Source organism: Singulisphaera chitinilytica, assembly GCF_049331405.1.
In the GTDB taxonomy this organism is placed as follows: Bacteria; Planctomycetota; Planctomycetia; order Isosphaerales; family Isosphaeraceae; genus PoT.
This window is the reverse complement of sequence record NZ_CP186274.1, coordinates 4,596,516-4,620,932: the sequence shown is the minus strand read 5'-3', so window position 1 is coordinate 4,620,932 and position 24,417 is coordinate 4,596,516. Positions and strand designations below refer to the sequence as shown.

The window sequence follows — 24,417 nt, the reverse complement described above, 5'->3', positions numbered from 1 at the left end:
GGGTGTGACGTGACGAATTTCGAGCCAATTGGCTTCCTATGGCTATGGAGATCTCGGGATGGCGAGACGAGGCTTCGGCCTCATTCGGTCCTGCTTCTTGGCCTGTTGGCGGTCCTGTCGCCTGCTCTCGTGCATGGCGACGAGCCGCGACCTGACAGGTTCATCGGTTACACCGAACTTCGCACGGACTTGCCGGGTGGGCGTCATGCGAATATCGTGACCATGCGAGCGATGGTCGCCCGGGCGGATGGGACTGGTCGGCAAGATATTGCCGGGGCGCAATGCGTCACGCCGAACACCTGGACGCAATTCGCCGGGTGGTCGCCGGACGGGCTCGAGTGCATCGTCGGGAAGGGCTGGGAGAGCCCCGAGAACGGCCGCTGGGAGGAGGAGCACAAGACCTTCCGCTTCGGGAAGGACGGTTGGCACTACGACATGCTCCTGGTCAATCCCTCGACGGGGAATGCTTCGAACCTGACGGCCGTCGACGGCGTGAGCTTCTACAACACCGGCCTCTTCTTCTGGCCGGGCGATCCCAGCAGGCTTGGCTTCCAGGCCCTCATCGACGGCAATTCGCATCCCTATAGCATGGATCGCGACGGCAAGAACAAACGCGACCTCACGAAGGATTCGAAGGAGTTCTCCTACGGTTTCAGTGCCTCGCCGGATGGTCGTCGCATCGCCTACCACAAGAGCTACCAGATCCACTTGGCCGACGCCGACGGCTCGCATGAGCGCAAGATCGAGACCGGGCATCCGTTCAACTTCGGCCCGTCCTGGTCGCCCGACGGCAAGCTCGTCCTCTTCCTCGCGGGCGAGCATGAGAATAGTCACCCCTACGTCGTGCAAGCCGACGGCAGTGGCCTCCGCAAGCTCGCCGATCGCGGCGGACATCGGGGCGTGGTCGACTTTCTCGACGTCCCCGACTTCCACGGCGGGAGCAGCGACGTCCCGACCTGGGCCGTCGACGGCCAGTCCGTCTTCTACACGCAGAAGGTCGGTACCAACATCGAATTGTTCCGGGTGTCGACCGACGGCAAGAATGAGTCGCTGACCAAATCTTCGCCGGGGACTTGGAACTATCACCCGCAACCTTCGCCCGACGGGAAATGGCTGGCTTATGGCTCCAAACGAGGCGGCATCCGGCAGATCTACGTGATGCGGCTTTCGGATCACGCCGAGTTTCCCGTCACCCACCTCGAAAAGGGGCAGGGGGCCATGTGGCCGCACTGGCAGCCGATGCGCCGAGGGCACTGAGCCCGTCGAGCCTTATCGCATCAGCCGAGCGTTGTGGGGATCTGAGATCGAGGCCTGAGCCATTGACGGATGAGGGTTTGAGAGGCCATTTTTTGAGTCTGCGGTAAACCCCGTTGAATTGCCGCTCGACTCGCCACCATTTGACGGTGGTCCTCCCCTGGAGCGGACCTCTCCCCCAATGGCCACGAACTTGACCGAATCCCTGGCGCTTCCGGGCGTCCGGGAGCAAATCGCGACGCGTCTCACATTCTTCGTCGCCGGCTTCGCCTACGCCGCCTGGGCCCCGATCGTCCCCTACGTGAAGCGGGCGGCGGGGCTCGATGATGGGCAACTCGGCATGTTGCTGCTCTGCCTGGGGATGGGCTCGATGATCGCCATGCCCCTGGCCGGAGCGGCCGCCTCCCGCCTTGGTTGCCGATTCGTCATCCTGACGGCCACTGCGTTGGTCGGCCTCGCGTTGCCGATCCTGGCGGGCTCCACGATGGTACCCGCCCTTGTCGTCGCCCTCACCGTGTTCGGCGGAGGGATTGGCGCGATGGATTGCGCCATGAACATCCAGGCCATCAACGTCGAGCGGGCGAGCGGCAGGACGATGATGTCCGGCTTCCACGGGCTCTTCAGCGTGGGCGGGCTTCTCGGATCGGCCGCAGTCACGTTCTTGCTGTGGGCGGGTGTGTTGCCATTGCTCGCGGTGCTTGGCGTCGTGGCCATCATCGCCGTGCTCATGGGGCTGGGTGCAGCAGGACTCTTGCCTTACGGGTCGCAGCGTGCTGGAGAATCGTCGTGGTTCGCCATCCCGCATGGCGTCGTCCTGTTCCTCGGGATCCTTTGCTTCATCGTGTTCCTGGCCGAGGGCTCGATCCTGGATTGGAGCGCCGAGTTTCTGACCAAGAATCGGAAATTTGCCCTGGCCGGATTCGGTTACGCCGCGTTCTCGCTCACGATGGCGGCGGGCCGATTGACCGGAGATGCCATCGTCGCTCGCATCGGCCCGGTCAGGACCGTCGGCTTCGGCGGTTCGATCGCTGCGGCGGGATTTGCCCTGGCGATGGTTGTGCCGACCTGGCAGGCCGCGATCATCGGCTTTGCCCTGGTGGGGGTGGGATGCTCGAACGTGGTCCCGGTGCTGTTCTCGTCCGTGGGACGCCAGACGACGATGCCCGAACATCTTGCCGTGCCCGCCATCACGATCGTCGGGTACGCGGGGATCCTCGCCGGTCCCGCCATGATCGGGTTCCTCGCCCAAGCCGTCAGCCTGCCGTTTGCCTTCGCGGTGGTTGCCATCCTCCTGGTTGGCGTGGCTTTCAGCGGGCGATTCCTTCCCGCCCAGGAGGTTTCCGATCGCTGAAACCTTGGTTCTGAGGGGCAATCACTTGTCAGGTTCCGCTGGAGCGTCCGTCAGTCCATTCTCGTTCATGAATCGTTGGATGGATTCGGGCGAGTCCGGAGAGGTCTCGCCCGTCGTGTAGGCCGATTTCCGGAGGAAGTCGGTGACGTTCGAACCGAACGGGAACTGCAGCAGGAAGCGGCCCGGAGCGTATGGGGCGTTGAGCTTCACGCTGGAGTACGTGAGCTGGGTGAAATTCCCGTCCAGGGTATTCACTGAGCGGATGATATGAGGCATAGAGCGTCCCGGGGAGATTTCCTGGGTCGTGACGGTGTAACGACGCCAGGGGCGTTCCGGGGTGCCGTTCTGCCAGGTCGCTTCGAGCACCATCCCGGCCTTCGGGTCGTAGTCAATTAGCACGTTGCTATCCATGAGCGGGTCGAAGGCGGTGAACCTCCAGAGGTCGCCGTGTTTCTCCATCGAGAGGGGCCGTTCGGGCTTCATACCCTCACGGAGGAATTGCGAGAGCCTCTTCCCCTGGAAGTTCGGCGGCATGGAGTCGATCCCGGCGGCGCCGGTGAAGTGGGGGAACTCACTCTTCTGATTCCCCTGACGGACGATTCGCCCTCGGCCCCGATCCTCGGTCGCGTCGGGCAGGATCTTGCCGGGCTTCATCGATATGAGGTCGCGGAGCTCCAGCCCATCGTACGACCAGGATTGACGCAATGCGAGGAAATCCGAGGGACCCTGGATCCATCGAATGACCGACTCCAGGTCGACGCGATAACGGCCCGTGACCAGATCCAGGGTGACGTGACCCTGATGTTGAGACGGGCTCAGCGTCGCCTTCTCGGGCTTGGAAGGGTCCGCGGCCGTGCCCTCTTTGAAAGCGATGGTCCATTCGAGCGACCCCAATTCCTTCTCATGGGCCTCGATCCTAGCCAACGCATCTTGGAGATTCGGCATGTCCTCGCCCTTTGAGGTTCCCGCCACCCATGTCGGGGACAGAATAAGAGCGAGAACGCCGATCTTCGTGGCAGTGGCGAGGTAGATTCGCATGGCCGGGGCATCGCCTCTGATTTTGGTACTCTCAGGCCGCGTGCATGCAGGACCGCCTTGATTGTCCCCTGTCGAGACGCATTTCCCTATTTCTATGACATTTGTAGTTGATTGTCAAATCCAGCAACGCCGGCTTCGAAATGGCAAGTGCCCAGGCTCGACAGGATTTCGAGCCTGGGCACTCCGAATCGAATTCAACCGTCGATCGGCGGGATCAACTCCGCCGAATCATCAGGGGTTGGGCTTCAATTCGCCCTTCGCCTTGACCTGGGCACCGACCTTACCTAGGAACTGGAGGACCGGCAGGTCGATGTCGAGGGTGAGCTCGGCGCCCAGCTCCATCGGGACGAGCCGCAGGCGGATGTGATCCTTGCCCTGCTGGTTGCCCGTGAAGGTTTCGAGGGCAGCCGCCTGGTACTTGTCCTTCTCGGGTAGGTTTAGCTGGGCGAACTTGGTGGCGAGGATGTCGAAGGCGAGCGGCGGGACCGCCGTGTTCGCGGGGTCGGACGGGGATTTGAGACCCGCCAGCGCCTGCTTAATTACGGGCAGGCCGTTCCCGCCGACGGCGACGAGCGCGGCGCCCTCGGGAAAGGCGGCGAAGACGTAGGGATCGCCGAATTCCTCGGGCTTCATCTGGCCCGGCTCGACGGTGAACCGGTGGATCGCCGTACCATCGTCCCCCTTGGCGAAGTCGAACGAGGCCTTTTCCTTCTCATCGGGCTTGCCGAACTTGGCGACGCCTTCTCGGATGGTGGATTCGACCTTCTTCGCGTCGGCCATGCCGATGCCGAAGAGGACGACCGTCCCCGCCTTGTCCTTGGCGCCGTCCGCCTGGGCGGGGGCGTCCATCGTGAAGAAGGCGTCGAGCTCGGAGGATGTCAGGGTCTTCGCGATCGAGTCGACGAGCTGTTCCGCGAGCTTCTGCTGCTCGGGGTCCTGCTCCTTCTTGGCCTTCTCCCGAGCGGACTTGATCACTTCCTGGATCGGCTCCTGCATCGACTTGCCGATCGGGAAGTTGGCGATGAGGCTCGTCGCCGACTTCTCGAAGAGGCCGGAGAACCGGCTCCGACGGCCCGCCAGGGTCGTCATGGCGTTGCCCATCTCGGTGTCAGGCTTGGCGGTGAGCCCGATCATCGACGAGACCTTCCCCGCCTTGGAGTCGATGTTCAGATCGATGGAGAACTCGCGACCATCGCGGAGTAGGGCGTCAAAGGCCTGTTCGGTCAGGTCGATCCCCTTGACCCTGGCCGCGTGAGCTTCGTCGGACTCGCCATCCTTGCGTTGGCGCGAGGCGTCGTTGAGTTGCTTGGTGTTGGCCTGCCAGAGCTTCTTGACCTGCTCGGGCATGCGATCGAGCCTGAGGCTGACGCGCACGGTGCTCGCCCGCGAGGGCTTGAGGGCTTCGAGCTTCATCGCGCGGAGCTTCTCGGCGTTCGCCGGGAGGTTCGTGGCGATGGTGTAGCCTTCCGGCGGCGAGGCCAGAAGGAAGATCGGCGGGCTATTCTGCTCGCCGACGGTGAGCTTGTGTGAGAAGCCTTCCACTCCCGGCTTGTCGTCGATGTTGAGGCCGAGGGTCTTGAGGCCGTTGAGCAAGTCGTCCTGGTTCGTCGTCGGGAGGAAGAGCGCGACGACCGGGATGCCCGTGGGGATGCCACCCTGGGGAATCAGGTCGAGCGTGGCGATGATCGGCTTGGTGCGGTCGAGCCCTTTGAGCAGGCCCCCGTTCTCGAGTCCGTCGATGGCCTGGAGCACGGGCGCTGCGCCTTCGAATCCGGCGGCTACGCCTCGCAGTTGGGTCAGCACGTCTCCGGTCGACCCGACCGTCACGGTCATCACTTGGGCCCTGGCCTGGCCCTGGCCAATGCCCGCGACGAGGCCGAGGGCCGCCGCCAGCGTGCCCAGCCCGGATTTCCATCGACGAAATTGCATACAGTTCTCCTGGGGGAAGGGGATTGCGGTTCCGCTCCTTCAGCGGCCGTCTCGCCGGTCGACCTCGCGTCAGTCCGACGGGAGAGACGAGCCGGCAATCCCGTCCGATGGTAGCCTCGATTCTCGCGAAGGCAAGCGCTCACAAGTCCGAAGCCCGAGCTTGAGGTTTCGCTCAAGTCCGAGATCTTTAACATCGGCGGGCCGCGGCCGACGACTTCACGACGTTCGCCCCCTCCTATTCCTGCTGTCGTTTCTCGAGGATCACTTCGACTTGCGCTTTCTCGCCCGCCCTGATGTAGTCCACGGTGATGCTGTCTCCCGCCTTATGAAGGAGCAGGAATTGCATGATGCTGCCGGTATCGCTGACGGGCCTGCTATCGAGCGTCGTGATGATGTCGCCGACCTTGAGCCCAGCCCTGGCCGCCGGCCCGTCAGTCGCGAGTTGCTGGATGAGGTGGCCTTGCTCAACGGCCTCACCTCCCACGCCGATCATCGGGCTGTGCGATACCAGGTTCAGGAAAAGCAGCATCAATGCCATGGCCAGGCTGTTCTGGAACGCGTGCATGAACATGGAGGTGATGATCGTCTTCCTCCAGAGATAGGCGATGCCGAGGGCCATGCCGATGACCGAGATGAGAGCGATCTGGAGCGGGCCGAACGGATGCACGAGGCCGAAGATGATCCCTTGCAAAGGGACGGCGAAGAACGGGCTCATGTGCCGTCGGAACTTGTTGAAGAGCATCCCGCGGAAGAAGCATTCCTCCGCGATCGGTGCGGTGCAGATCGCCAGCACCACGAGCGCGATCCTGTCCCAGGGGTTGGGCGACCCCGCGATCGGTGCGAGCGGCAGTTCGGGGCTGGGCGCCTTGCCGCTCACCAGGATCACGACCATCAGGCAGGCGAAGAGCATCATCCACATCACCGGGATCGAGCACATCGCGATCAGGGCTTCGAGCCCCACCGCCAGGAACCCGGGACGCTGCGAGAATCGAGGGGTCATCCCCAGGCGTCGATGTGCAATGATAAGCGGGAATGCCAGCAGCCAGATCATGTTGGCGGCCGTCATGGGGATCCAGAGCCATTTGGGGATCCCCCCAATCCACTCGGACCTGAGGAAGAACGAGATCGCTCGTAACAGGACCAATGGGGCGAAGCCGAGCAGGATGTCGCTCCATCGCCAGGGGACGTCGGCGAACGCGAACGGCGTTTTCGGGGGTTGGGAAAGGTCCTCGCTCGCGATTTCCGAAGTCAAGGTATCCATCGAGGTTTCCGAGTGATGATTCGAGTCGTCACGGCTTCAACCATCATCATGGCCGAGATTGCCTCCGAGGGCGAGGGATCCGGTCGTCAACGCCCCGCGCCATCCGGCTCGACGATACCGGGCTCGGTGCCGATGTCGAGCGGAGCATCTCCTTCCTCCGGTGAGGTGCGCGAGGACTGGAGGAAGGCGATGAGGTCGGCCATCTCCTGCCGGCCGATCTTCAGCTCGAACCCCTCGGGCATCAGCGAGACGCCGGAACTCGCGATCTGTTCGATCCGCGATCGCAGCAGGGTCTCTGTCAGCCCGGCCTCCTTCCTGAGGGTGACGCTCGTGCCTGACTGCGCGGCGATCAGGCCCGAGAAGATGCGGCCATCGGTGTCGGCCACCTGATACTGGAGGTAGTTCGGAAGGACGTCGCGGTTCGGATCCAGGATGTGGGTCAGGAGCGTCTCGCCGTCTTTCGCGGCCGACGAAGTCAGATCCGGGCCGACGACGTGCCCGATGCCTCCGATCCTGTGACAGGAGGCGCACTCACGCGAGAAGATGGCTCGGCCTCGGGATTGGTCTGCTTCGAGTTTCAGCACGGAACGGAAGGCCGCGACGATCTCTTGCCTCCCGCCCTGTTGATCCTGGGCGAATGACTTCGCGGCCAGCTTGCGGATCGTTTCACTGCGATGGGCGAGCAACCGTGAACGTCGAACCGGATCAACCTGGGACGTGGAGATGTCACCCTTCGCCACCGCGTCGAGAAAGGCCAGAGTATGGCCTTCGTGGTTGGAGAGTGCGTCGATCGCCTGGCCGCGGACCTCGGGGAGATACTCCTTCCAGTGCCCGAGGATCATCGACGCAACCTCCGGCTCCGCATGACCAGCCAGGGCCTGGAGCGAGGCAACCTGGAGCGGCTCAGGCTGGCGGACGTCGAGCAGGGCACCGAGAGTTTCACGAGCCTTGGCAAACGAAAGGCAGGCCACGAGTCGAGCCGATGCGAGACGGTCGTCGAGTTTGATTTTCTGGTTGAGGCAGGTCTGTTTGGCGTCGTGGATCAACGCGTCGAGCCAGCGTCGTGCCGGTTCGGGCTTTTCCACAGCGAGGTCGAGCCAACCCCCCGAGCGCCTCAAAGATTCACCCAGGGCCAGTATCATCTGGAAGGATTTCGAGCCTGATGTGGTCTTGCCCGGCGCCCTGGCCAAGGTCTCCAGGAGATTCTCCATCTCAGCCGGATTTCTTCTCGCTCCGACCACGGAAATGAGGTTCGAGAGCACGTCCGCCCCCGACGAGGTCTCGGCGAATCCTGTGTCGTGAGTCAAAGCATCGAATAGGTCGGCCGATGATTCCGTTGCGGAGCTGAGGATCGCCTGGCGGATCCAGGGATCGCTCGACGAGGTCCGGGCGATATTTGCAAGGGCCAGGACTGCCCGGGGATCCTTCGATTCTCCTAGCGTGAACGCGAGTTGGCAGCGGATAATCGGCTCTTCGCGACTGACCAGCGCGAGGACTCGATCTAAGACCTGCGGCGACGTCCCAAGCTTCGACTCCGAGAGTCGCAGCGCGTGGGTCACGACATGCGGCTCTCGATCCGACAGGCCACGGATCAAGTCCGCCTCCTGCAATGCCCCAAGCCCCTGGAGTGACCAGAGTGCAAGGATCCGGCTCTGAGGCCGATCGCTCCGTTCGAGCAGGTCTCGCAGCGGGGCGACAGCCGCCGGATCTTGCCGCTCGTAGAGGAGTCGGTGAGCCGTGTCGCGAAACCACCCATGCGGGCTCTCGAGCGCGTCGACAAGCTCGGCCGCCGAGGCTTTTCCCGGTCGCGGCGGCCCTGGGTATCGGAATCCAGGGGGTGCGATTCGGTAGATCCGGCCGTGGTCGCGGCCGCTCGAGAGGTCGAGGTATTTCACGACGTCGTTGGGGATGTGGATCGATTCCAGATACTCGCGGCTCATGTCGAGGACGTAGAGCGTGCCGTCGGGGGCGTTGACGAAGTTGACGGGGCGGAACCAGTTGTCCGGCGATCGCACGAACTCGGTCTCCGGGTCCGCCCGCTTCGAGGTGAACGTGACGCCGGAGGGCTCGAGCGTTCGCCGATGCACGAGGTTGTTCTGCGCGTCGCCGACGAAGATGTTCCCCTGATATTCGGGAGGGTAGGCCCCTCCGCGGTAGACGGTCACGCCCGCGGCGGCGTCTACGACGTGGTGGCTCGCCCCCGCGGCGGTTGCCGGGCGGTTGTTGTGCGCGATCCGGCGACTCGATCGGATCTGCCGCCAGCGCTCGACGGGGCTGATCCGGAAGATCGGGACGGGGTATTCCGTCAGGTTCTGGATCGGGTTGGCGACCGCAAGATAAGGGTTTCTCGCGAGATAGTGCAGGGGGAGCACCGCCTGCAGGAGCGGTTGCGACTCGCTGCAGAGGAACCGGTTGCCCCAGTCGTCGAACGTGTTGCCGAACTGGACGGTCCCCGTGGTCGCCTCGAAGCGTCGGCTCGATGGATCGAAGCGGAAGTCGCGACCATCAACATCGATCGGCGGTGTTTCGGGCTTGCCCGGCTGGCGGACGAGCCCACCATTGCCCGCGGTCGAGCCGTAGACCTTGTGATCCAGGCCCCAGGCGAAGTTATTCAGCATCGCTTGCTGATTCTTGGTGCCGAAGCCCGTGTACACTTTCTCGCGGATGTCGGCCTTGTGGTCGCCGTCGGTGTCCTTGAGATACCAGATGTCGGGGGGAGACGCGACGAAGACTCCGCCTTTCCAGGGGGCGATGCCGGCGGCCCAGAGCAGCTTGTCTGCGAAGACGTGGCCCTTATCGAATCGCCCGTCGCCGTCCTCGTCGATGAGCAGGCGGATCGAGCCCAGGGGCTCCTGGCCCAGCTTGGGCTTGTACGGATAGTCGACCATCTCGGCGACGTAGAGGTTACCGTTTTCGTCGAACGCCGCGGCCGTTGGGCTGTAGACGAGGGGTTCCGCCGCGACGAGCTCCATCGTGAAGCCGTCTTTGGTTTCGAAGGAGCGGACGGCTTCCTCGGGGGCCTTGGGCGGGATCGGTCGGAGGAATGCTCGGAGCTCTTCCTCGGTATGCGTGCGTCGACCGGGATCCTCGATCTCGGTGGTTCCCACGGCCAGGTCCGAGGGATGACCCTCGGCCGAAGCTCCTCCGGCCTCGCGGATCTTCAACAAGATATCACGCGACTTGTCGAAATATGCGAGCACGCGTGCCTTCTCGGGAAACTCGCGAGCCTTGTGGGCGGCGATCTGGCCATCGAGACGCTGGATCAGCACGTCGAGCGAGGCCCGCTCATAGGGAGTCTTGCCGTCGAGGTCGACGTAGATCGGATTGGTGTGCGACTCGGCGTCGGGCGTGCCCAGCGGCGAGTACGAATACGCCCTCGCCGCCACCCAGGCCGATCGGTCGAGGCTGATTTCCTGCTCGAACTCGATCCAGAGGCCGAGGCCGTCGCGCCTCGCGGCGAGTTTCTCGCCGACCATCCGCCCATTGACGATCAATTCGACATTCGTCACCGGCGTCACTTCGGATCGGACCCGGATCTTCGCCCGAACGACATGGGGCCGCGGCCCTTGCCTGGCGATCCTGGCCCCGGGCTTCTGGCCGTCGACCTCGAGGAGGAGCATGGGACCCGTCGTGACGAAGCTGCGCCCCTCGGCCGTGGATTTGAGCCAGGCGGCGGTGTCGCCTTTCGGAGACATCTCGGCATAAGTTACACAGTCGGCCAGTTTGCGGCAGGCGGGATAGTCGCAGGCACCGACGGCCGGGATGCGGAAGCCGCTGTTGAGCATCCGATACCAGTCGGTGAGGCCGATCCCGCGATAGACGCCGAACTGGAGCAACTCGACGGCGTCGATATTCCCCTGGGCGACGTCCGCGTAGATCGACTGGGCATAACCCCCGTGAGCGTAGAAGGCGATCCCGCCGGTCTCCCTCGCCTTTCGCACCATGTCGCCGTAGAGCGGCCAGTTGTTAGCATTCCTGGATTCGCCCGCCATGACGATCTGATCGAGTAGGAACAGGTTCATGTGGCCATAGGTGCTGCTCCGGTATTCCTGACCGGAGAGGATGCTGTAATCGCCTCGGGACGAGGTTGAAGGCTTCCCCATGCCTCTCATCTGGGGCGAAGCCAGAAGGCCCAGCACCCCCGTATAGGGGCCGGGCGGCTCGTTGTAGGCCAGCATGGTCGCGTGGTGGATGTCTTCAGCCTCCATGAGGTCGAGGATCGTGCCGTCGTCCTCCGGCTTTTCGCGAGGGATATGCACATGCGGATCGCCCGAGAGGTAGCCGAGTCCGGGCATCAAGACCGCATGATCGAGGCTCAATGCAACCTCGCGAGTCTCGCCGGCCCCGATCTTGAGCGTGTGAACCTCTGGCTTGTACTCGAGGCCCTTACTGACCTCAATGCGTAAGATGCCTGGTGGTACGTTGGCTTGCGTGCGGCCATTCGTGTAGAAAAAACGTCCAAAATAGCGGATAGGAGCCTTGTCTACGCGATTGCCCCATCCCTTCCCGGGCCATTGGCCCGAGAGGCTATATTTCTTGAGCTGGCCTTCCGCGGGTTCGTAGTAATTGCCGTCCGGGCCGACGACGTTGATGCGGCAAGGCGTCGGCTTGCCGGTGGCCTTATCGGTGACGACGAGCCTGAGATGAGCCGCATCCGCTCCGTTCGCCTCCGCAGGCATGCCGACTTTGGCGTGGCCCGAGGGGGTGAAGAGGATCGCGTCGTCGGCTGGGCTGTACTCCTGGAACGCGTATTCGACGAGGGGACCATCTATAGGGTTTTGGACCTTGGCCTGCGGGGCTTTGAAGACGCTGGCAAAGGCTTTCGCCATCGCATCCGATCCCCGAATCGCCCCGGGGGGCAGCGGACGCTCGGCATTAAACACCTCGAGGGCCTTCGGCATTTCGAGGACCGGCTTCGATTCGGGATCGGGCGCGGGATTGAGGCCGAGGGTCTCAACGAAGAAACTCGTCACCGCTCGCAACTTGCTGGGGCCGAAGTCGTGGGCCTCGTCGGGGAGGTGGAGGTTGCGAGCCGCGGAGGGGGCACCGGCGACCTTGTATATCGCCTGGATGAAGGGGAATCCCAGGGTGGGGAAGGTCCGGGTGCCGTCGGTCCCACCGACCGAGATCAGCAACTGGGGTCGCGGAGAGGTTGCCGCCGCCAGCTCGATGGCGTTGGTCCCGGCTTTCGACATGATCGGCAGACCGCCTTCGCAACGACAGCCATCGTCCTCGGTCCACGGATAGACGATGACGACGGGTGCGGATGCCTTGATGCGGTCGTCGACCAGTGCCAGGAAGAAGGACTGGGTCCCGCCGCCCGAGGCCCCCGTGATGCCGATTCGCTTCGGATCCACCCCCGTGAGCCCCTCGATGAAGTCGAGCGAGCGGATGCTGTTCCACGTCTGCAAGGCCAGCACGAGCGGGTCGTCGTGGGTCGTCTGCTGGCAATCCTGCCAACCGACCATGGCGTAGGAGAAGACCGTCGCGCCACGGCGGGCGAACTCGATGCAGGCGGTCTGCTGCTCGTCGCGCAAGCGTCCCAGCGGTTGGAAATGGCCGTGCGGATGCAGGATCGCCGGACCCGTCTTGTCCTGCTTCAAAGGCCGGTAGAGGTTGCCCGTGCAATAAAAGCCAGGAAGCGTCTCGATCGCGACGTTCTCGACGGAGTACCCCGGGTATTCGCGACGATCCCGGATCGTCGCAGTGACGGGCGCCCTGGCAGGCAGAGGCCACATCCCCGCACCTTCGAGGAAGGCGCGTCGGAGTTCGGCTCGACGCTTGGTCCAGGCCTCATTGGTCGTGTACTTCGCCCGGGATCGTTCGAGTTGCAGCAGGGCGATTTGCTCGCTCCCGCTTACGATCGACCCGAGGGAGGTCAGGTTAGCCGCGAGGAAAACCCAGGACAGGGCGGGGATGAGTCGCTTCATAAGTGGGATCACCATGAGCAGCGAGGTACGAGGATACGGCCGGCTGACAACTTCGATCACGCGAGAGAGCCCCAGGATGATGCGGCTCTCGCTCAATCGGGCGTGGAACGTGGGAGGGTGCGTCGACTCGAATCTACGCGTGAAGTCGTCCGGATGCTCGCGGTAACTGCGTATTTCATAGAAATGAAGAAGGCCCGGCGATGTCCTTGTGGGGCATCGCCGGGCCTTCGTGAGCTTGAGTTAGATGAGATGCAGGAAGAGGGTCACTCGCTGGCGCCAGCGGGCTTGGCCTTCTTGAGGAGTTCCGGGATCAGCTCTTCGAGCTTGCCGCGCGCGTCGACGGACGCGAGCTTGCCCTCGGTGTCGACGACGAAAAGGCTAGGGATGGAGTTGATGCCCCACGACTTCGAGAACTCGCTGTCCCAGCCGTTGCCCTGGTAGTACTGCGGCCAGGGGATCTTGTTCTCGGTGACGAACGCCTTGAGCTTGTCGAGGCCGCCGTCATCCTTGGGCTCGTCGAGGCTCACGCCGATGAACTGGACCCCCTGGTCCTTGAACTTGGCGTAGAGGTCCTTCATCTTCGGCATCTCGGCGATGCAGGGGCCGCACCAGGTCGCCCAGAAGTCGATGACGACCACTTTGCCTTTCAGGCCTGCGATCGAGATCTCGGTGCCGGTCATGGCGTCGGAGAAGGCGAGCTCGAACGGCTTGCCGATGCTCTTGCGCTGGAGTCGGCCCCCCTGGATAATCGACGTGTAGGGGGACTTGGGATACTCCTTGAGGACGCGATCCTCGAAGGCCGACTTCTTGGCCTCGTCCTTCGACTTCTCCGCGAGCATGGCGAGGAACTGGGCGCCGCGGCGGTCGCCGGGGGCGAGCTTGATGAAGTCGTCGACGGTGGCGACGGCGGCATCGTCCGGCTCTTCCGGGCCGGTGTAGAGCGCTGAGACCGCCTTCATGAAGGCCCCTTCGAGCGTGAGGCTCTCGTTCTTAACCTTGGCGGTGGCCTCGTCGATCTCCTTGACGAGGTCCTTGCCGTCTTTCTGGGTCCGGAACAGGGTCATCCAGCGGGTGGGCAGGAGGGTGATGACCTGAGCATGTTCGGGATGCGACTTGTAAAGTTCGAGGATCAGGTCGGCCTTCTTCGCGTCGGCCTGGCGGAGCTTCTCGTAGTACTTGACGACCGCCTCGCGGTCCTCGGTCTGGGGGCGGTCGGGAGGCTTCACGGCTTCGATGTCGGCGAGGATCTTCTCCGCCGATCGGCCATCGGCCAGCGCGGGGATCGTCACCCCGAAAGTCAGCCCAACCCAGAGAAACGATCGCAGCAAGTGATCCCTCATGGTCGGTCCTGTTCAAAAGAGAGAAGGCGTGTTTGTTTGCTGACAAGGAGGACGCTAGACGTCGAAAAACCGCCTTCCTGACGGGATCCGCATCATCTTTACAAGGTTCCGTTTAGGGCCGGCCATTGTCAAGCCATCGCCATCCACTCGCGAATTCATCATCATGCACATCATGCCGAATTCCGTGATCATTTCGCCCAACGAGGATGGCGACTCCCTCAAGTCTTCGGGCTGCGACCTGGACAAGAGTCCCTTTGGGCTTGGCAAGGATCCGCACCTCTATTATCAATACGCGTGACCGAGGATGGTCGAGATGCGAGGCCGCCCGGTTGAGTGCCCTTGGGCTTGAGCCGACCTACATGTGACGCAATGGAGGGATCGCGATGGGACTCGAAACGCCAGGCATTGAAGGCATCGATCCGGTCGCTGAGACCGCCATCCGAGCCCTCTATCAGCGGATCCTCGACGCCTGGAACAACCAGGATGCGGCAGACCTGGCCGCCTCATTCCGCAAGAATTGCCTTCTCGTGGGCTTCGATGGGAGTCAGATGGTCGATCGGGCCGAGGTCGAATCGACCCTCGCGACGATCTTCGCCGAATACCCCACGGGCTTGTTCCTCTCGATCGTTCGGAGCGTGCGGTCCCTCACGCCCGAGGTCGCGACCCTGCATGCGGTGGTCGGCATGATGCCGCGCGGGAAGTCAGAACTGATCCCGAATGTGAACGCCGTGCAGGTCATGACCGCCGTCCAGACCGAAGGAGTGTGGCTCGCCGCCGCCTTGCAGACTACGCCGGCCGCTTTCCACGGATGCCCGGAACTGGCCGCTCAATTGACCGAGGAATTGCAAGCCCTACTGCCCCTCGGCGAGGGCTCGAGTTCGTCCTCCTGCAATGAACTTCCTGAGTGATTCGTCGCGAGGCCTGTCCGATCGCTCGGCCAGGCGCCGACTCCCATCTTCAACTCTGCGATCGGGATCTTATCGATACTCGTCGCACACGAAGAGATCACCGAACCAAGGCCCCGAACCGCCCAGGTTCCTAGGGGTTGTGAAAATGCCTGGGTTTAATGGATTGTTGCTGGGATCAGCATCCGGCTACTGGAATTTGCTGACGACGTCGGCGTCGGTCACCGGATAGACTTCTTCGAGCGGTATGACGAGGTCGAGATAGGGCGCAACGGCATTGGCGCGTTGCTGGCTCACGAACTCGGAAATGTCCTGGATCTCAAGAATCCACTCGTCGGAGTATCGACGAAGCACATCGCCGCGCAGGCCGAGTTGGATCGCTCGCCTGGACTGGCGGTTGCCCGCGGGATCGTGGTCGGGATCCCACTGGAGGCGGACGTTCGACCTGGCCACGGCTCGTTTCCAGCTTTCGTGATCGGAGTAGGCTGCCGGCACGAACGAACTGTGGACCGCGAGTCTGAGGATCTCGTCGAACGCCGTACGTTTGAGCCGGATCGCAAGAGTGACTTCTTGATTCTCCTTCGTCCCCCAGCCCGAGCGGTACATCATCCAGAGGAAGTTGGGCTTCACCCAACTCATCCTCCCGAAGTCGAAGCCTCCCCCGAAATGGCCATGTTCGGCGGCGAATCGGCCGATTGCGGGATGATAGGCCTGATAGATGACGATGGACTCGGCATCATACTGGGCCAGGATGTGATGCCCTTCGGAGGGCCAGTGCTTCTTCTGCTGAATATAAAGTTGGGTAAGGAGTGTCATGGCCTTCGATCAGAGACTTTGTTGATTTCGATCTCAAGCCGAGTCGTTCTAGGATCGGACAGGGGGCTATGATTCGGGGTTCGGGCCCATTCCGTGGGTTGCGAGCCTTCCCGCTGGATTTCCGAAGCGTTCCGACAGATGCTGAAGCATGAGGCGGGTCCATTTCAGGAGTCCGTCGTGCCATAGGTCGGAGAAGGGGAGGGACAGCGTTGACGCATTCCCACTCGGCGGCGGCCACGGTCGAGATGATCCTCGAGTTCAACCGCGATCGGATCCCGGAACTGGTGAACCGCAAGTATCGGCGGATGTCGGAGGACGCCTTCGCATTCTTGCGAGGCACCGACCACATCTTCGCCCATCACTGGTCGCGACTCGGGCCGCAGGATCCGGGGCCTTCGATCCTGATCTGCGGGGACTTGCACCTCGAGAACTTCGGGGCCTATCGCACCGACGACGGGGCGGTCCTCTACGACATCAACGACTTCGACGAGGCCCTGGTGGCTCCGTGCTCCCTCGACCTGGTGCGCTGCACGACGAGCATCCTCCTCGCGGCCCAACTCTGGAAGCTGAGCCCGGTGCAGGCCATGCGGATGGTCCTGACTTTCCTCGACCGCTACAGGGCCACCGTCACGAAATCGGTCCGGACGGGACACGTCGGCGAGATGGCGCTGGGGACATCGCGCGGGCCTATCTGGAACCTGCTGCAACGTCCCACGAAACAAGGATCAGCCAGGTTCCTGGATCGCTTCACGGAGCTGACGACGGAAGGCGTAAGGCGCATCGTACTCAGGCCGAAACGGTTCTTGAAAGTCTCCTCGGACACGAGGAACCAGATCACAGAGGCTCTCAAAGCCTACAGCCGTTCGAAACCGAGTCCTGAGGCATTCGAGGCGATCGACGTCGCCTTCCGCGTCGCCGGCACCGGCAGCCTTGGCTTGAAGCGCTATGCCGTCCTGGTCCAGGGGGTAGGCTCGCCCGACGGGAACTGGCTCCTGGACATCAAGCAGGCGCAGAAGTCGGCCCTGCTCGGTTGCTCCTCGACCGAGATCCAACTCCAGGATGGCGGCTCGGGCGCGAGGAGGGCCGTCATGGCCGAGCGCCTGCTCCAGTCACGGCCCACCGCAAAGCTCGACGTGATCGAACTCGCGGGCGAACTCTACCGGATGCGTGAACTCATCCCCGAGGAGAATCGCTCGGGTCTGGACGAACTCCGAGAGCAGCCAGGTAAGCTTCGACGAGCGGTCGCTATCGCGGGTCGTCTGGTTGGCTGGGCCCACGTCCGAGGTAGCCGCGTCGGCGAGATCGACCGCTCGCGCGATTTGAGCGACTGGGCGAAAGGGCCTGGCCTCGACGCCGTGATCGCCTCTGCCGTCCGTTACGCCGAGGTCACGCGTCGCGAACGTAAGGCCTTCGTCGAGGCCGCTCCATTCAAGAAGAAATCTGGCGTCGAGGTGAAATCCGCTTCCTGTTAACCGATCGAAGGCTTTTGATCGGATGTGCTGTTTCGCTGCAAGTTTCCTGGAACTTTGGACAGATCAAAGGCGCCGGCGGATTCTTATTGTAGAGTTCGAAAGGAGAACGCCCCCGCCGGCCCCTGGTGATCCTCAATGTCGGACTCCGCGTCTCTGGACCTGTTCTTCGGCCACCTGCACGTGCTCCAGGCGATCCTGGCCGAAGCGGAACCCCGCATCCGTGCCGTCGGGCTGGAGATGAAGGAGTTCTTCCTCCTCAATGACCTGGACGCGTCACCTTATCCCGCCGACCTCGCCCGCAAGCTGATGCTCCCCAAGCCCTCGATCACGTTCCTCATCAAGCGGCTCGAGGCCGGGGCCTTCCTCACGCGTTCCCTCGAGCCGGGCGACCTCCGCCGCTTCTTCCTGACGATGACCCCTAAGGGGCGCGAGGCCGTCGCCGAGGCCAGGATGATCCTCGAAGGAGCCTTCGCCTCGAGGCTCAAGCGATTGACCACGGTCGAGCGGGACACCCTGATTCGGATCCTGCAGAAGATAGGTGATGCGAGCTGAACGGTCCTCGATGACCGATTCAAACCGGTATCAACGAGGCCATCCGTCATGTCGCTTGAGAGGATCCGCATGTCAAAACATCGGAAAATGTGAAAATGCTTCTAGCCGGGGACTTGTGGGTCATCCAGGATCTCCCGCAGGGTTTTGATCGCGGGGACCCTCGGAGAAATCGCTTGGTCGCCACGATTCAACAGTATGGCTTGCATCCCGATTGATAAGGCACCGTCATAGTCGGAGCGAAGGTTATCTCCGACCATCAGGGACTTTCGCGGCTCGACGTCCAGGGCTGATAGGGCTCGTTGAAAGAAGAGCGGGTCGGGCTTGCGGAGCCCGGCATCGCAGGAGAATTCGAGCGAGTCGAAATAGATCGCCAGGGCGGAACTCAGGAACGGTTGTTTGTAAGGGCTCGCCAGATTCGAGATAAGGCCGAGCCTCAATCCGCGTGACTTGAGATCGGCGAGAGTCGCGACGGCGTCCGCAAATAACCGAGCCGAGCGAAGGTCCTCCCGCAGGTCGGAATCGAGTATCGTGGTATCCAAAAATGTTTCGAATCCGATGCGTTTCGCGAAGTCGCCGATGTCTCGCGACTCCAAGAGGAGCGATTGAACAACGACGCTCCGAGGGGCTTCGGGGCAGACGGCTCGCGCGAAACGCAGGAAGGGCTTCGAATCGCGGTCGAGCCGGAGCAAGGTGCCGTAGAGGTCGAAGACGACCGCTTCCAGCATGATTTAGTTCGATCCGCGAGGTTAACTAAGTTGCGGATTAAGCGCAAGACTCGATCATTATCGAGTTCGGTCGTGTTTACCAGTTGCGCGACACATCGTGTCAAACGTTTAAGGCCGTCGGCCGTTCCTGGGGACGGCCGACGGCTTCGTTGGATTCGCTTTAGATTGAGAAGGCTCAACGCTTGGGCACACCGCGAGCCTCGGCGTCAAGTCGCTCGATGATGCGGTCGAGCTTGTCTTCGAGCCTTTGGAGACGCTCTTCGATCGGAGAAGCGACGTGGGCAGTCGGGGCAGGTCCGGGGCCGCCCCCTCCGGCCGCTGCCGTCATGCCCATCAAGGGGGCAGTCGGGGCAGGGCCCCCTCCGGCCGCTGCCGTCATGCCCATCATGGGGGGAGTCGAGGGGGGGACGGGGCCACTCTCTCCTGCCGCTGCCATCATCGCCATGCCCCCGGCCATCCTGCCATTCCTACCCGCACGAGGCCGCGGCGGGGCGAGGGGAGGGGTGTTGGACAGGGGCGGTACGGGAGAGTCGTTCACGACGGGCCATTGGATGATTTCGCCACCGCCGCGAGTCAGGACGTTCGCGAGGAGTATCCAGTCCCGAGGTGAAATGTATCGGACCGCGCCATCGCAAAGGCCGACCATGCAGGAATTGGGTTCGGCGTCGTTCAGCAGCGGCATCGGCTTGCCAGGCTCGAAGACGAGTTCGCCGGGCTTGGTCCAGATGGTCGGCACCTTGGCCGAGGCGAGTAAGAGAGTGTTTGATGTACCATCCGTCACGTCTGGGATACTCACACCCTCCGCTCCGTCGAACATCGCCCCATCGCCGATGAAGCCGCGGAGGCGCGATTCCCCGTCTGGGGCCGGCGCATCGGGAGTCTTGAAGACGTCCGGCATCCGGGCGATCAGTGCCTTGTTGTGCGGGCTATCCCAGGGCTCGCCCAGGTGGAACTGATTGTACAACTCTCCCTGCTCGAGATAGGGGAGTAGCGCGACTCTCCAACTGAGTAGCGGTTGCCCGTTGGAGCCATAGATCGCCATCGCCGGGAAGTGCTCATTCGCGGAATAGTAGTTGTGGAACGCAAGGAGGATATGCCTCGTGTTTCTCTCGGAGACCTGGCGAGGCGTGAAATCCTTCGCCTGCCTGCTGTCGGCAGACGTGCCATTCTCCGTTAACTGCGCGTTGGCGGGTGACCTGGTCCATAACATCGTCCCCAGGCCAGCGAGGGTCAGGCTGCCGAGGAGTAATGAGGCAGAGACGGAGAGTCGGGGAAGCATGGCGGAGGCAACTCCTTTCGTGAGGATGGCGACGCTCGGGGCGACGACGGCCGAACTGCCGGCGGCCAGGCTCAGGGTCGTCCGGGCCAGAGGCTCGGGGACCTGATCCGAGAACGCCCTCGACGATGCAAGCAAGGCGACGGCCGACGCGATCCCGCGGCGGACCAGGCGCGAGCGGAGCGCCTCGATGCCTCGGGCCAGCCGACTCTTGACCGTCCCGAGCGGGCAGCCGAGCCGGTCGGAAGCCTCCTGGGCGGTGACGTCCTCGAGCAGGCAGAGGACCAGGACGTCGCGGAGCTTGGTGGGGATCCGGGCCAGTTCCGCGTCGAGGATCGGCCTGATGTCGAGCAGTTCGGAGTTGGACGTCTCGTAAGAAACGCCGCCTTCCTCACCCTGGCAGAGCCTCGATAAGCGTTGCCGACGCTTCGCATCCTGGGCTCGTGCCTTCGTCGCGACCCTCGCGGCCACGCCGTAGAGCCAGGGGCCGAGGCGGTTCGCGTCGCGGATCCCCGGGCCCTTCCGGACGAGGATCAGGAAGGTGGCCTGGAAGGCATCGTCGGCGTCGCTCGTGCTGTTCGTCAGACGACGACAGACCCCAAGCACCATCGGCCCATGCCTCGCGAGCAGGGTTTCGAACGCCGCCTGATCCCGATCGGCGAGGAAGCGATCGAGCAACTCACGGTCGCCCAGAGGGGCGGTGCCGTGACTGAAGAGATGACTCAAGTCCGCCGTATAAGCCGAATTGCATCCCGCTCGCATCGTAAAGGCCCTTGGCCGTCGTATTGCATCTGTGGAGATACTGCCCGTCGGGCTCGGTTTGGATCCGTGGATTTCCGAAGATTCTCAGCTGATGACGATTCAGCGGTCGAAGGGCCTGGAAACCGACGCACCTTTCCGGAAGTGATGCCGACAGAGCCTGGGCTTCAACCGAAGTCGTAGACCGTCACGTCGAACCCCGCAAGTTCCTCCTGCAGGATCGGTTCGATCTCCTCCCAACGCCCGCCGGCCAGGCCACAGCCGATCCGGGGCATGTGAAGGCTCGCGTTCAACGGCTTGGCTTGCTGCGCGAGACTTTTGAGGCATTCGCGTACGGCGTCGTAGCGGATTGGCGGGCCTTTCGAACCGGTTTTCATGCCTCGCTGGCCGATCATGTTGGCGACCCAGATGTAGAGCTGGACCTGGACGATCTGGATTGCGCCGAGCTTGAAATCATTGTCGGATCGGGCCTTGTGCCAGGCACGATACGCGTCCTCTGGGCCTTTCCACCGCTTCGAGACGGCGAGGACGAAGCCTTTGCCCCAGCCGCCGAGATCGTTGCAGATGTGGGCGATGATCTTGTTGCCCTGGCCCTGGGGTTGAGTCGCATCGCCCTGCGTATATTTGATGGAACTCATGATGTTGTCACTCTTGTCCACGAAACAAGGCGTCAAGGGGGAGGGTCAGGTTCGACGGGCAGCCAGGGACGTAGGGAGGCATCCAGGTATTTCTTCTGGAGCCTCAAATGCCAGAGATGCCGATCGACGACATCGTAAGGGATCTCCTTGCCATTGACGAAATAGTGGATGCGATCGTCGCCTTCGTGGCCGCTGATCACGCCGAACTCCCCATCCCCAGGAAAGGGCACAACGTGCTCTGCGGCAATGCGCCTGAAGCGAGCGGCTCTGGCCTTGAGCCAGTAGGAGCCGACGAGGAACGTCCCATAGAGGATGACGACGATCGCCGCGAGGCGGATGAGTAGGCGCCTCGTGATCCAGCGTTGGAACAGGCGAGAGGCACGGGCGAGCGTCGGGAAGTGCGTCATCCCACTTCTCCACTCTTTGCCATGACCGGTTGACCGCCGGCCATTTGTTCTCGACATGATTCTAACCGACCTATTCGTTCGATCCCAGGCGGATGATGCATGGAGGCTCATCGCGAACGCAACCTGGAAAATCTCGAAGACGCGCGCTCTCCCCCAGGAGATCCTTCGCCCATGCCTTTAGCGGGATGATCGAGACGACGGTGTGGCCTTGCGGTTGGCCGGGTCGGATCGAGGCTCGCTGGCGCCTCCGGGCGCGAGGAATCGGGAGGAGGCAGCGATGCGCCAGGTCTTCCGTTGGCTGGTCCCCGCGGTGCTTATGCTGATGGGGGCGGCTCCGCCGGTGCCGACCGGCAAGGATATGGTCGTTCACGAGTGGGGGACGTTCCTGGCCATGAGCGGGTCGGACGGGGTCTCCCTCGACGGAATGTATCACGAGGAACATCCGCTCCCGCATTTCGTCCATTCGAGGGCCCGCGACCAACTCCACCCGAGGTCGATCTTCCTCAAGGGGGAGACGCCCGTCATCTATTTCTACACGCCGAACGAGGCCAGGGTACGCGTCGAGGTCAAGTTCCCGCGCGGGCTCTGGACCCAGTGGTTCCCGGCCGCGGCCGGGGTCTGGCCGGCACTCGCCGCGACACCGACCGGCGACGCGCCCCAGGCCGGCCGGATCGTCTGGCTTGCCAAGGTCATCCCTCCGAGCGCGAAGGACGAAACCCTTGCATTGCCTGCCACATCGGCCGACGCGCTCTGGAACTATGCCAGGGACGTAGACGCGGCCTTCGTCCAGACGGGCGGGCCCAAGGGGATCGAGACCGAGCGATACCTCTTCTATCGCGGACTCGGGACCGTGCCTCTGCCCATCAAGATGACCTCGCAGGCGGGCGGGACGCTGACCTCGACGATCGACGGCCAGACCGACGTCAAGCACGTCTTCGTCCTGCGGGTCGAGAACGGCAAGGGGGCCTTTGCATACAGGCCAACACTCGGCGTCGGCGAGGATATCAAGGGGATCATCCCCGACATGGCGAAAGCCTTGCCCCTGGAGGAGTTCGCCAAGGCCGTCGGCGACGAACTCGTCAAGCGCCTGGTCGAGAGCGGGCTCTATCTCAAAGAGGCCAGGGCGATGGTCAACACCTGGAAGCAGAGCTACTTCAAGACCGAGGGGACCCGGGCCCTCTTCGTCCTGCCCCAGCGCTGGACCGATGAGTTCATCCCGATGACGATCACCCCCAAGCCGAAGGAATTGGTACGGGTCATGGTCGGGCGGCTTGAGATGCTCACGCCCGAGCGGGAGCAACTCGCCGAGAAGGCTGTGCAGGACCTCATGGGCAAGGATCCGGGCTGCCGCTCCGAGGCCTTCGACTATCTTAAGGCCCAGGGGCGCTACGTCGAGCCGATTCTCCGCAGGGTCTTGAAGACGACCAAGGATGAATCGATCAAGAAGCTTTGCCAGCGGCTCCTCACGGCCGAGTTCGTCACCGAGCTTCGAACCTCGCTGCAATGCGGCCCCGAAGAGCGTCAACTCACGAGCGAGGAGGTCTGGAGCGAGGAACCGGCGCATGTGCGGGCCCAACTCGCGAGCCTGCTCCGCGACGTCGGCCTCAACACCGAGGCCCGCGCCGAGGGATATGCCGCACTCCATGCCCTATCCAAGAAGGTCATAATCTCCCTGAACCCGGAAACCTGCGACGATCACCGATATGCCAAGGCCATGGCACGAGCCCTGGAAGGAACAGGCGATGACCAGCGTGCGGCGGAACATTACGGCCGGGTCATCGAACTTGGTGTCGTGGCGGCCAGGACGAAGGATTGCCGCACTTGCCATCAGCAACTGGGCGCGGCGACGGACATTGGCATGCGAGAATGGTGGGCGGGTGAGCGCTTTGCAGCCGCGTTGACCCGGAGCGGCGGATTGCAAGGGGCCATCGTGAAGGCGGAAAAGGACTCCGCGAGCCAACAACTCGCCGCCGACCTGAAACTCGTCTACCTTTACGCGGCCAGCGGACGTGTCTCCAAGCCGAAGATCGAGCGCAACTCACGCAACGACACCGGCAAGTCGGCGATGAACGTCTCGCCCGACAAGCCCCGACCTTCGGGAAGTTGATGGCCACGGCCAAACGGAGGAGGCTCGGTCCTCCTCCGTCGGTCGCGATACACTCGAATCGAGGGACCGATCATGGTCGCGAGGGACGTCGGATGGGCGACAAACCAAACCTGGGGGCCGAACTCGGCCGATTCCGCGAGTACCTCAGCCTGCTGGCCAGGCTCGAGGTCTCGCCTCGTTTGCGCTCGGCCATCGACCTCTCGGGCGTGGTGCAGCAGACGCTCCTTGAAGCCTTCCGATCGGGCCCGCAGGGACGAACGTCCGCACAGACCGCGGCCTGGCTCCGGGCGATCCTCGTCAACAACCTTGCCGACGAGGCGCGTCGCCTGGGGGCAAGGAAGCGGGACATCTTCCGCGAAAGGTCTCTCGACGCGGCCCTGGATCGGTCGGCGAGTCGGCTCGAAGGATGGCTCAAGGCCGACCAGTCGTCGCCGAGCCAGCGGGCGATCCGCCACGAGGAATTCTTGGAACTCGTCCAGGCCCTGGCGGAACTCCCTGAATCTCAGCGTCAGGCGGTGGAACTGCATCACCTCAAGGGGCTCAGCCTGGCCGAGATCGCCGAGGAGTTGGGGGTGACAAAGCCGGCCGTGGCCGGCCTGCTGCATCGAGGGCTCAAGGCGCTTCGCGCGAAGCTGGCCGTTGGGATGGAGGGGTGAA

At 63.1% G+C, this 24,417-nt stretch carries 17 protein-coding genes; 7 read left to right on the top strand and 10 right to left on the bottom strand.

Going from position 1 to position 24,417, the window contains the following annotated elements:
* Positions 1-222 precede the first annotated feature (222 nt).
* Both ACOYYX_RS18325 and ACOYYX_RS18320 read left to right on the top strand, forming a co-directional pair.
* Complete coding sequence (locus ACOYYX_RS18325) at positions 223-1,257, top strand: hypothetical protein (protein ID WP_422931359.1); 1,035 nt, start codon at positions 223-225, stop codon at positions 1,255-1,257.
* A 178-nt stretch (positions 1,258-1,435) separates the two neighbouring features.
* Entirely contained in the window at positions 1,436-2,605 is a 1,170-nt protein-coding gene (locus tag ACOYYX_RS18320) for an MFS transporter (RefSeq protein ID WP_422931358.1), read from the top strand.
* A gap of 21 nt (positions 2,606-2,626) precedes the next feature.
* Here ACOYYX_RS18320 and ACOYYX_RS18315 read toward each other — a convergent pair whose 3' ends face one another.
* The 5 genes from ACOYYX_RS18315 to ACOYYX_RS18295 all read right to left on the bottom strand — a co-directional run bounded on the left by ACOYYX_RS18315 (position 2,627) and on the right by ACOYYX_RS18295 (position 14,091).
* Entirely contained in the window at positions 2,627-3,550 is a 924-nt protein-coding gene (locus tag ACOYYX_RS18315) for a hypothetical protein (protein ID WP_422931357.1), read from the bottom strand.
* Between the two features lie 324 nt (positions 3,551-3,874).
* Positions 3,875-5,572: a hypothetical protein gene (locus tag ACOYYX_RS18310; protein ID WP_422931356.1), complete on the bottom strand. Its 1,698-nt coding sequence runs from the start codon at positions 5,570-5,572 to the stop codon at positions 3,875-3,877.
* 235 nt (positions 5,573-5,807) lie between these two features.
* Positions 5,808-6,833, bottom strand: coding sequence for a type II CAAX prenyl endopeptidase Rce1 family protein (locus tag ACOYYX_RS18305; protein WP_422931355.1), 1,026 nt, complete (start codon positions 6,831-6,833; stop codon positions 5,808-5,810).
* Between the two features lie 86 nt (positions 6,834-6,919).
* Positions 6,920-12,763: a PVC-type heme-binding CxxCH protein gene (locus ACOYYX_RS18300; RefSeq protein ID WP_422931354.1), complete on the bottom strand. Its 5,844-nt coding sequence runs from the start codon at positions 12,761-12,763 to the stop codon at positions 6,920-6,922.
* 263 nt (positions 12,764-13,026) lie between these two features.
* Positions 13,027-14,091, bottom strand: a complete 1,065-nt coding sequence (locus ACOYYX_RS18295) for a TlpA family protein disulfide reductase (RefSeq protein WP_422931353.1) — start codon at positions 14,089-14,091, stop codon at positions 13,027-13,029.
* A 395-nt stretch (positions 14,092-14,486) separates the two neighbouring features.
* Here ACOYYX_RS18295 and ACOYYX_RS18290 point away from each other — a divergent pair, with 395 nt between their 5' ends.
* On the top strand, positions 14,487-15,011 hold the full coding sequence (locus ACOYYX_RS18290; protein ID WP_422931352.1) for an SgcJ/EcaC family oxidoreductase: 525 nt from the start codon (positions 14,487-14,489) through the stop codon (positions 15,009-15,011).
* A gap of 186 nt (positions 15,012-15,197) precedes the next feature.
* Here the strand turns inward: ACOYYX_RS18290 and ACOYYX_RS18285 are convergent, their stop codons facing one another.
* Positions 15,198-15,824 carry a DUF4291 domain-containing protein gene (locus ACOYYX_RS18285; RefSeq protein ID WP_422931351.1) on the bottom strand — a complete coding sequence of 209 codons (627 nt, stop codon included), beginning with the start codon at positions 15,822-15,824 and terminating at the stop codon, positions 15,198-15,200.
* 209 nt (positions 15,825-16,033) lie between these two features.
* Here ACOYYX_RS18285 and ACOYYX_RS18280 point away from each other — a divergent pair, with 209 nt between their 5' ends.
* A complete protein-coding gene (locus ACOYYX_RS18280; RefSeq protein WP_422931350.1) occupies positions 16,034-17,296 on the top strand; it encodes a DUF2252 family protein in 1,263 nt (420 codons plus the stop codon).
* Between the two features lie 135 nt (positions 17,297-17,431).
* Positions 17,432-17,848: a MarR family winged helix-turn-helix transcriptional regulator gene (locus ACOYYX_RS18275; protein ID WP_422931349.1), complete on the top strand. Its 417-nt coding sequence runs from the start codon at positions 17,432-17,434 to the stop codon at positions 17,846-17,848.
* Between the two features lie 101 nt (positions 17,849-17,949).
* Here ACOYYX_RS18275 and ACOYYX_RS18270 read toward each other — a convergent pair whose 3' ends face one another.
* From ACOYYX_RS18270 to ACOYYX_RS18255, 4 genes are all read right to left on the bottom strand, one after another.
* Positions 17,950-18,573, bottom strand: a complete 624-nt coding sequence (locus ACOYYX_RS18270; protein WP_422931348.1) for an HAD family hydrolase — start codon at positions 18,571-18,573, stop codon at positions 17,950-17,952.
* 175 nt (positions 18,574-18,748) lie between these two features.
* Positions 18,749-20,611, bottom strand: coding sequence for a sigma-70 family RNA polymerase sigma factor (locus ACOYYX_RS18265; RefSeq protein ID WP_422931347.1), 1,863 nt, complete (start codon positions 20,609-20,611; stop codon positions 18,749-18,751).
* 164 nt (positions 20,612-20,775) lie between these two features.
* Entirely contained in the window at positions 20,776-21,246 is a 471-nt protein-coding gene (locus tag ACOYYX_RS18260; protein WP_422931346.1) for a macro domain-containing protein, read from the bottom strand.
* Positions 21,247-21,278: 32 nt separating this feature from the next.
* Positions 21,279-21,653: a hypothetical protein gene (locus ACOYYX_RS18255; protein ID WP_422931345.1), complete on the bottom strand. Its 375-nt coding sequence runs from the start codon at positions 21,651-21,653 to the stop codon at positions 21,279-21,281.
* Positions 21,654-21,930: 277 nt separating this feature from the next.
* On the opposite strand from ACOYYX_RS18255, the gene ACOYYX_RS18250 reads away from it, so the two are divergent.
* Together ACOYYX_RS18250 and ACOYYX_RS18245 are read left to right on the top strand one after the other, a co-directional pair.
* Positions 21,931-23,760 carry a hypothetical protein gene (locus ACOYYX_RS18250; protein WP_422931344.1) on the top strand — a complete coding sequence of 610 codons (1,830 nt, stop codon included), beginning with the start codon at positions 21,931-21,933 and terminating at the stop codon, positions 23,758-23,760.
* 92 nt (positions 23,761-23,852) lie between these two features.
* Positions 23,853-24,416, top strand: a complete 564-nt coding sequence (locus tag ACOYYX_RS18245; protein ID WP_422931343.1) for an RNA polymerase sigma factor — start codon at positions 23,853-23,855, stop codon at positions 24,414-24,416.
* The last annotated feature ends 1 nt before the right edge of the window (position 24,417 follow it).

Bases quoted from the DNA above. Each gene is read 5' to 3' on its own strand.
- ACOYYX_RS18325 (WP_422931359.1), top strand. From the start codon at position 223: ATGCGAGCGATGGTCGCCCGGGCGGATGGGACTGGTCGGCAAGATATT.
- ACOYYX_RS18320 (WP_422931358.1), top strand. From the start codon at position 1,436: ATGGCCACGAACTTGACCGAATCCCTGGCGCTTCCGGGCGTCCGGGAG.
- ACOYYX_RS18315 (WP_422931357.1), bottom strand. From the start codon at position 3,550: ATGCCGAATCTCCAAGATGCGTTGGCTAGGATCGAGGCCCATGAGAAG.
- ACOYYX_RS18310 (WP_422931356.1), bottom strand. From the start codon at position 5,572: ATGCAATTTCGTCGATGGAAATCCGGGCTGGGCACGCTGGCGGCGGCC.
- ACOYYX_RS18305 (WP_422931355.1), bottom strand. From the start codon at position 6,833: ATGGATACCTTGACTTCGGAAATCGCGAGCGAGGACCTTTCCCAACCC.
- ACOYYX_RS18300 (WP_422931354.1), bottom strand. From the start codon at position 12,763: ATGAAGCGACTCATCCCCGCCCTGTCCTGGGTTTTCCTCGCGGCTAAC.
- ACOYYX_RS18290 (WP_422931352.1), top strand. From the start codon at position 14,487: ATGGGACTCGAAACGCCAGGCATTGAAGGCATCGATCCGGTCGCTGAG.
- ACOYYX_RS18285 (WP_422931351.1), bottom strand. From the start codon at position 15,824: ATGACACTCCTTACCCAACTTTATATTCAGCAGAAGAAGCACTGGCCC.
- ACOYYX_RS18275 (WP_422931349.1), top strand. From the start codon at position 17,432: ATGTCGGACTCCGCGTCTCTGGACCTGTTCTTCGGCCACCTGCACGTG.
- ACOYYX_RS18270 (WP_422931348.1), bottom strand. From the start codon at position 18,573: ATGCTGGAAGCGGTCGTCTTCGACCTCTACGGCACCTTGCTCCGGCTC.
- ACOYYX_RS18265 (WP_422931347.1), bottom strand. From the start codon at position 20,611: ATGCGAGCGGGATGCAATTCGGCTTATACGGCGGACTTGAGTCATCTC.
- ACOYYX_RS18260 (WP_422931346.1), bottom strand. From the start codon at position 21,246: ATGAGTTCCATCAAATATACGCAGGGCGATGCGACTCAACCCCAGGGC.
- ACOYYX_RS18255 (WP_422931345.1), bottom strand. From the start codon at position 21,653: ATGACGCACTTCCCGACGCTCGCCCGTGCCTCTCGCCTGTTCCAACGC.
- ACOYYX_RS18250 (WP_422931344.1), top strand. From the start codon at position 21,931: ATGCGCCAGGTCTTCCGTTGGCTGGTCCCCGCGGTGCTTATGCTGATG.
- ACOYYX_RS18245 (WP_422931343.1), top strand. From the start codon at position 23,853: ATGGGCGACAAACCAAACCTGGGGGCCGAACTCGGCCGATTCCGCGAG.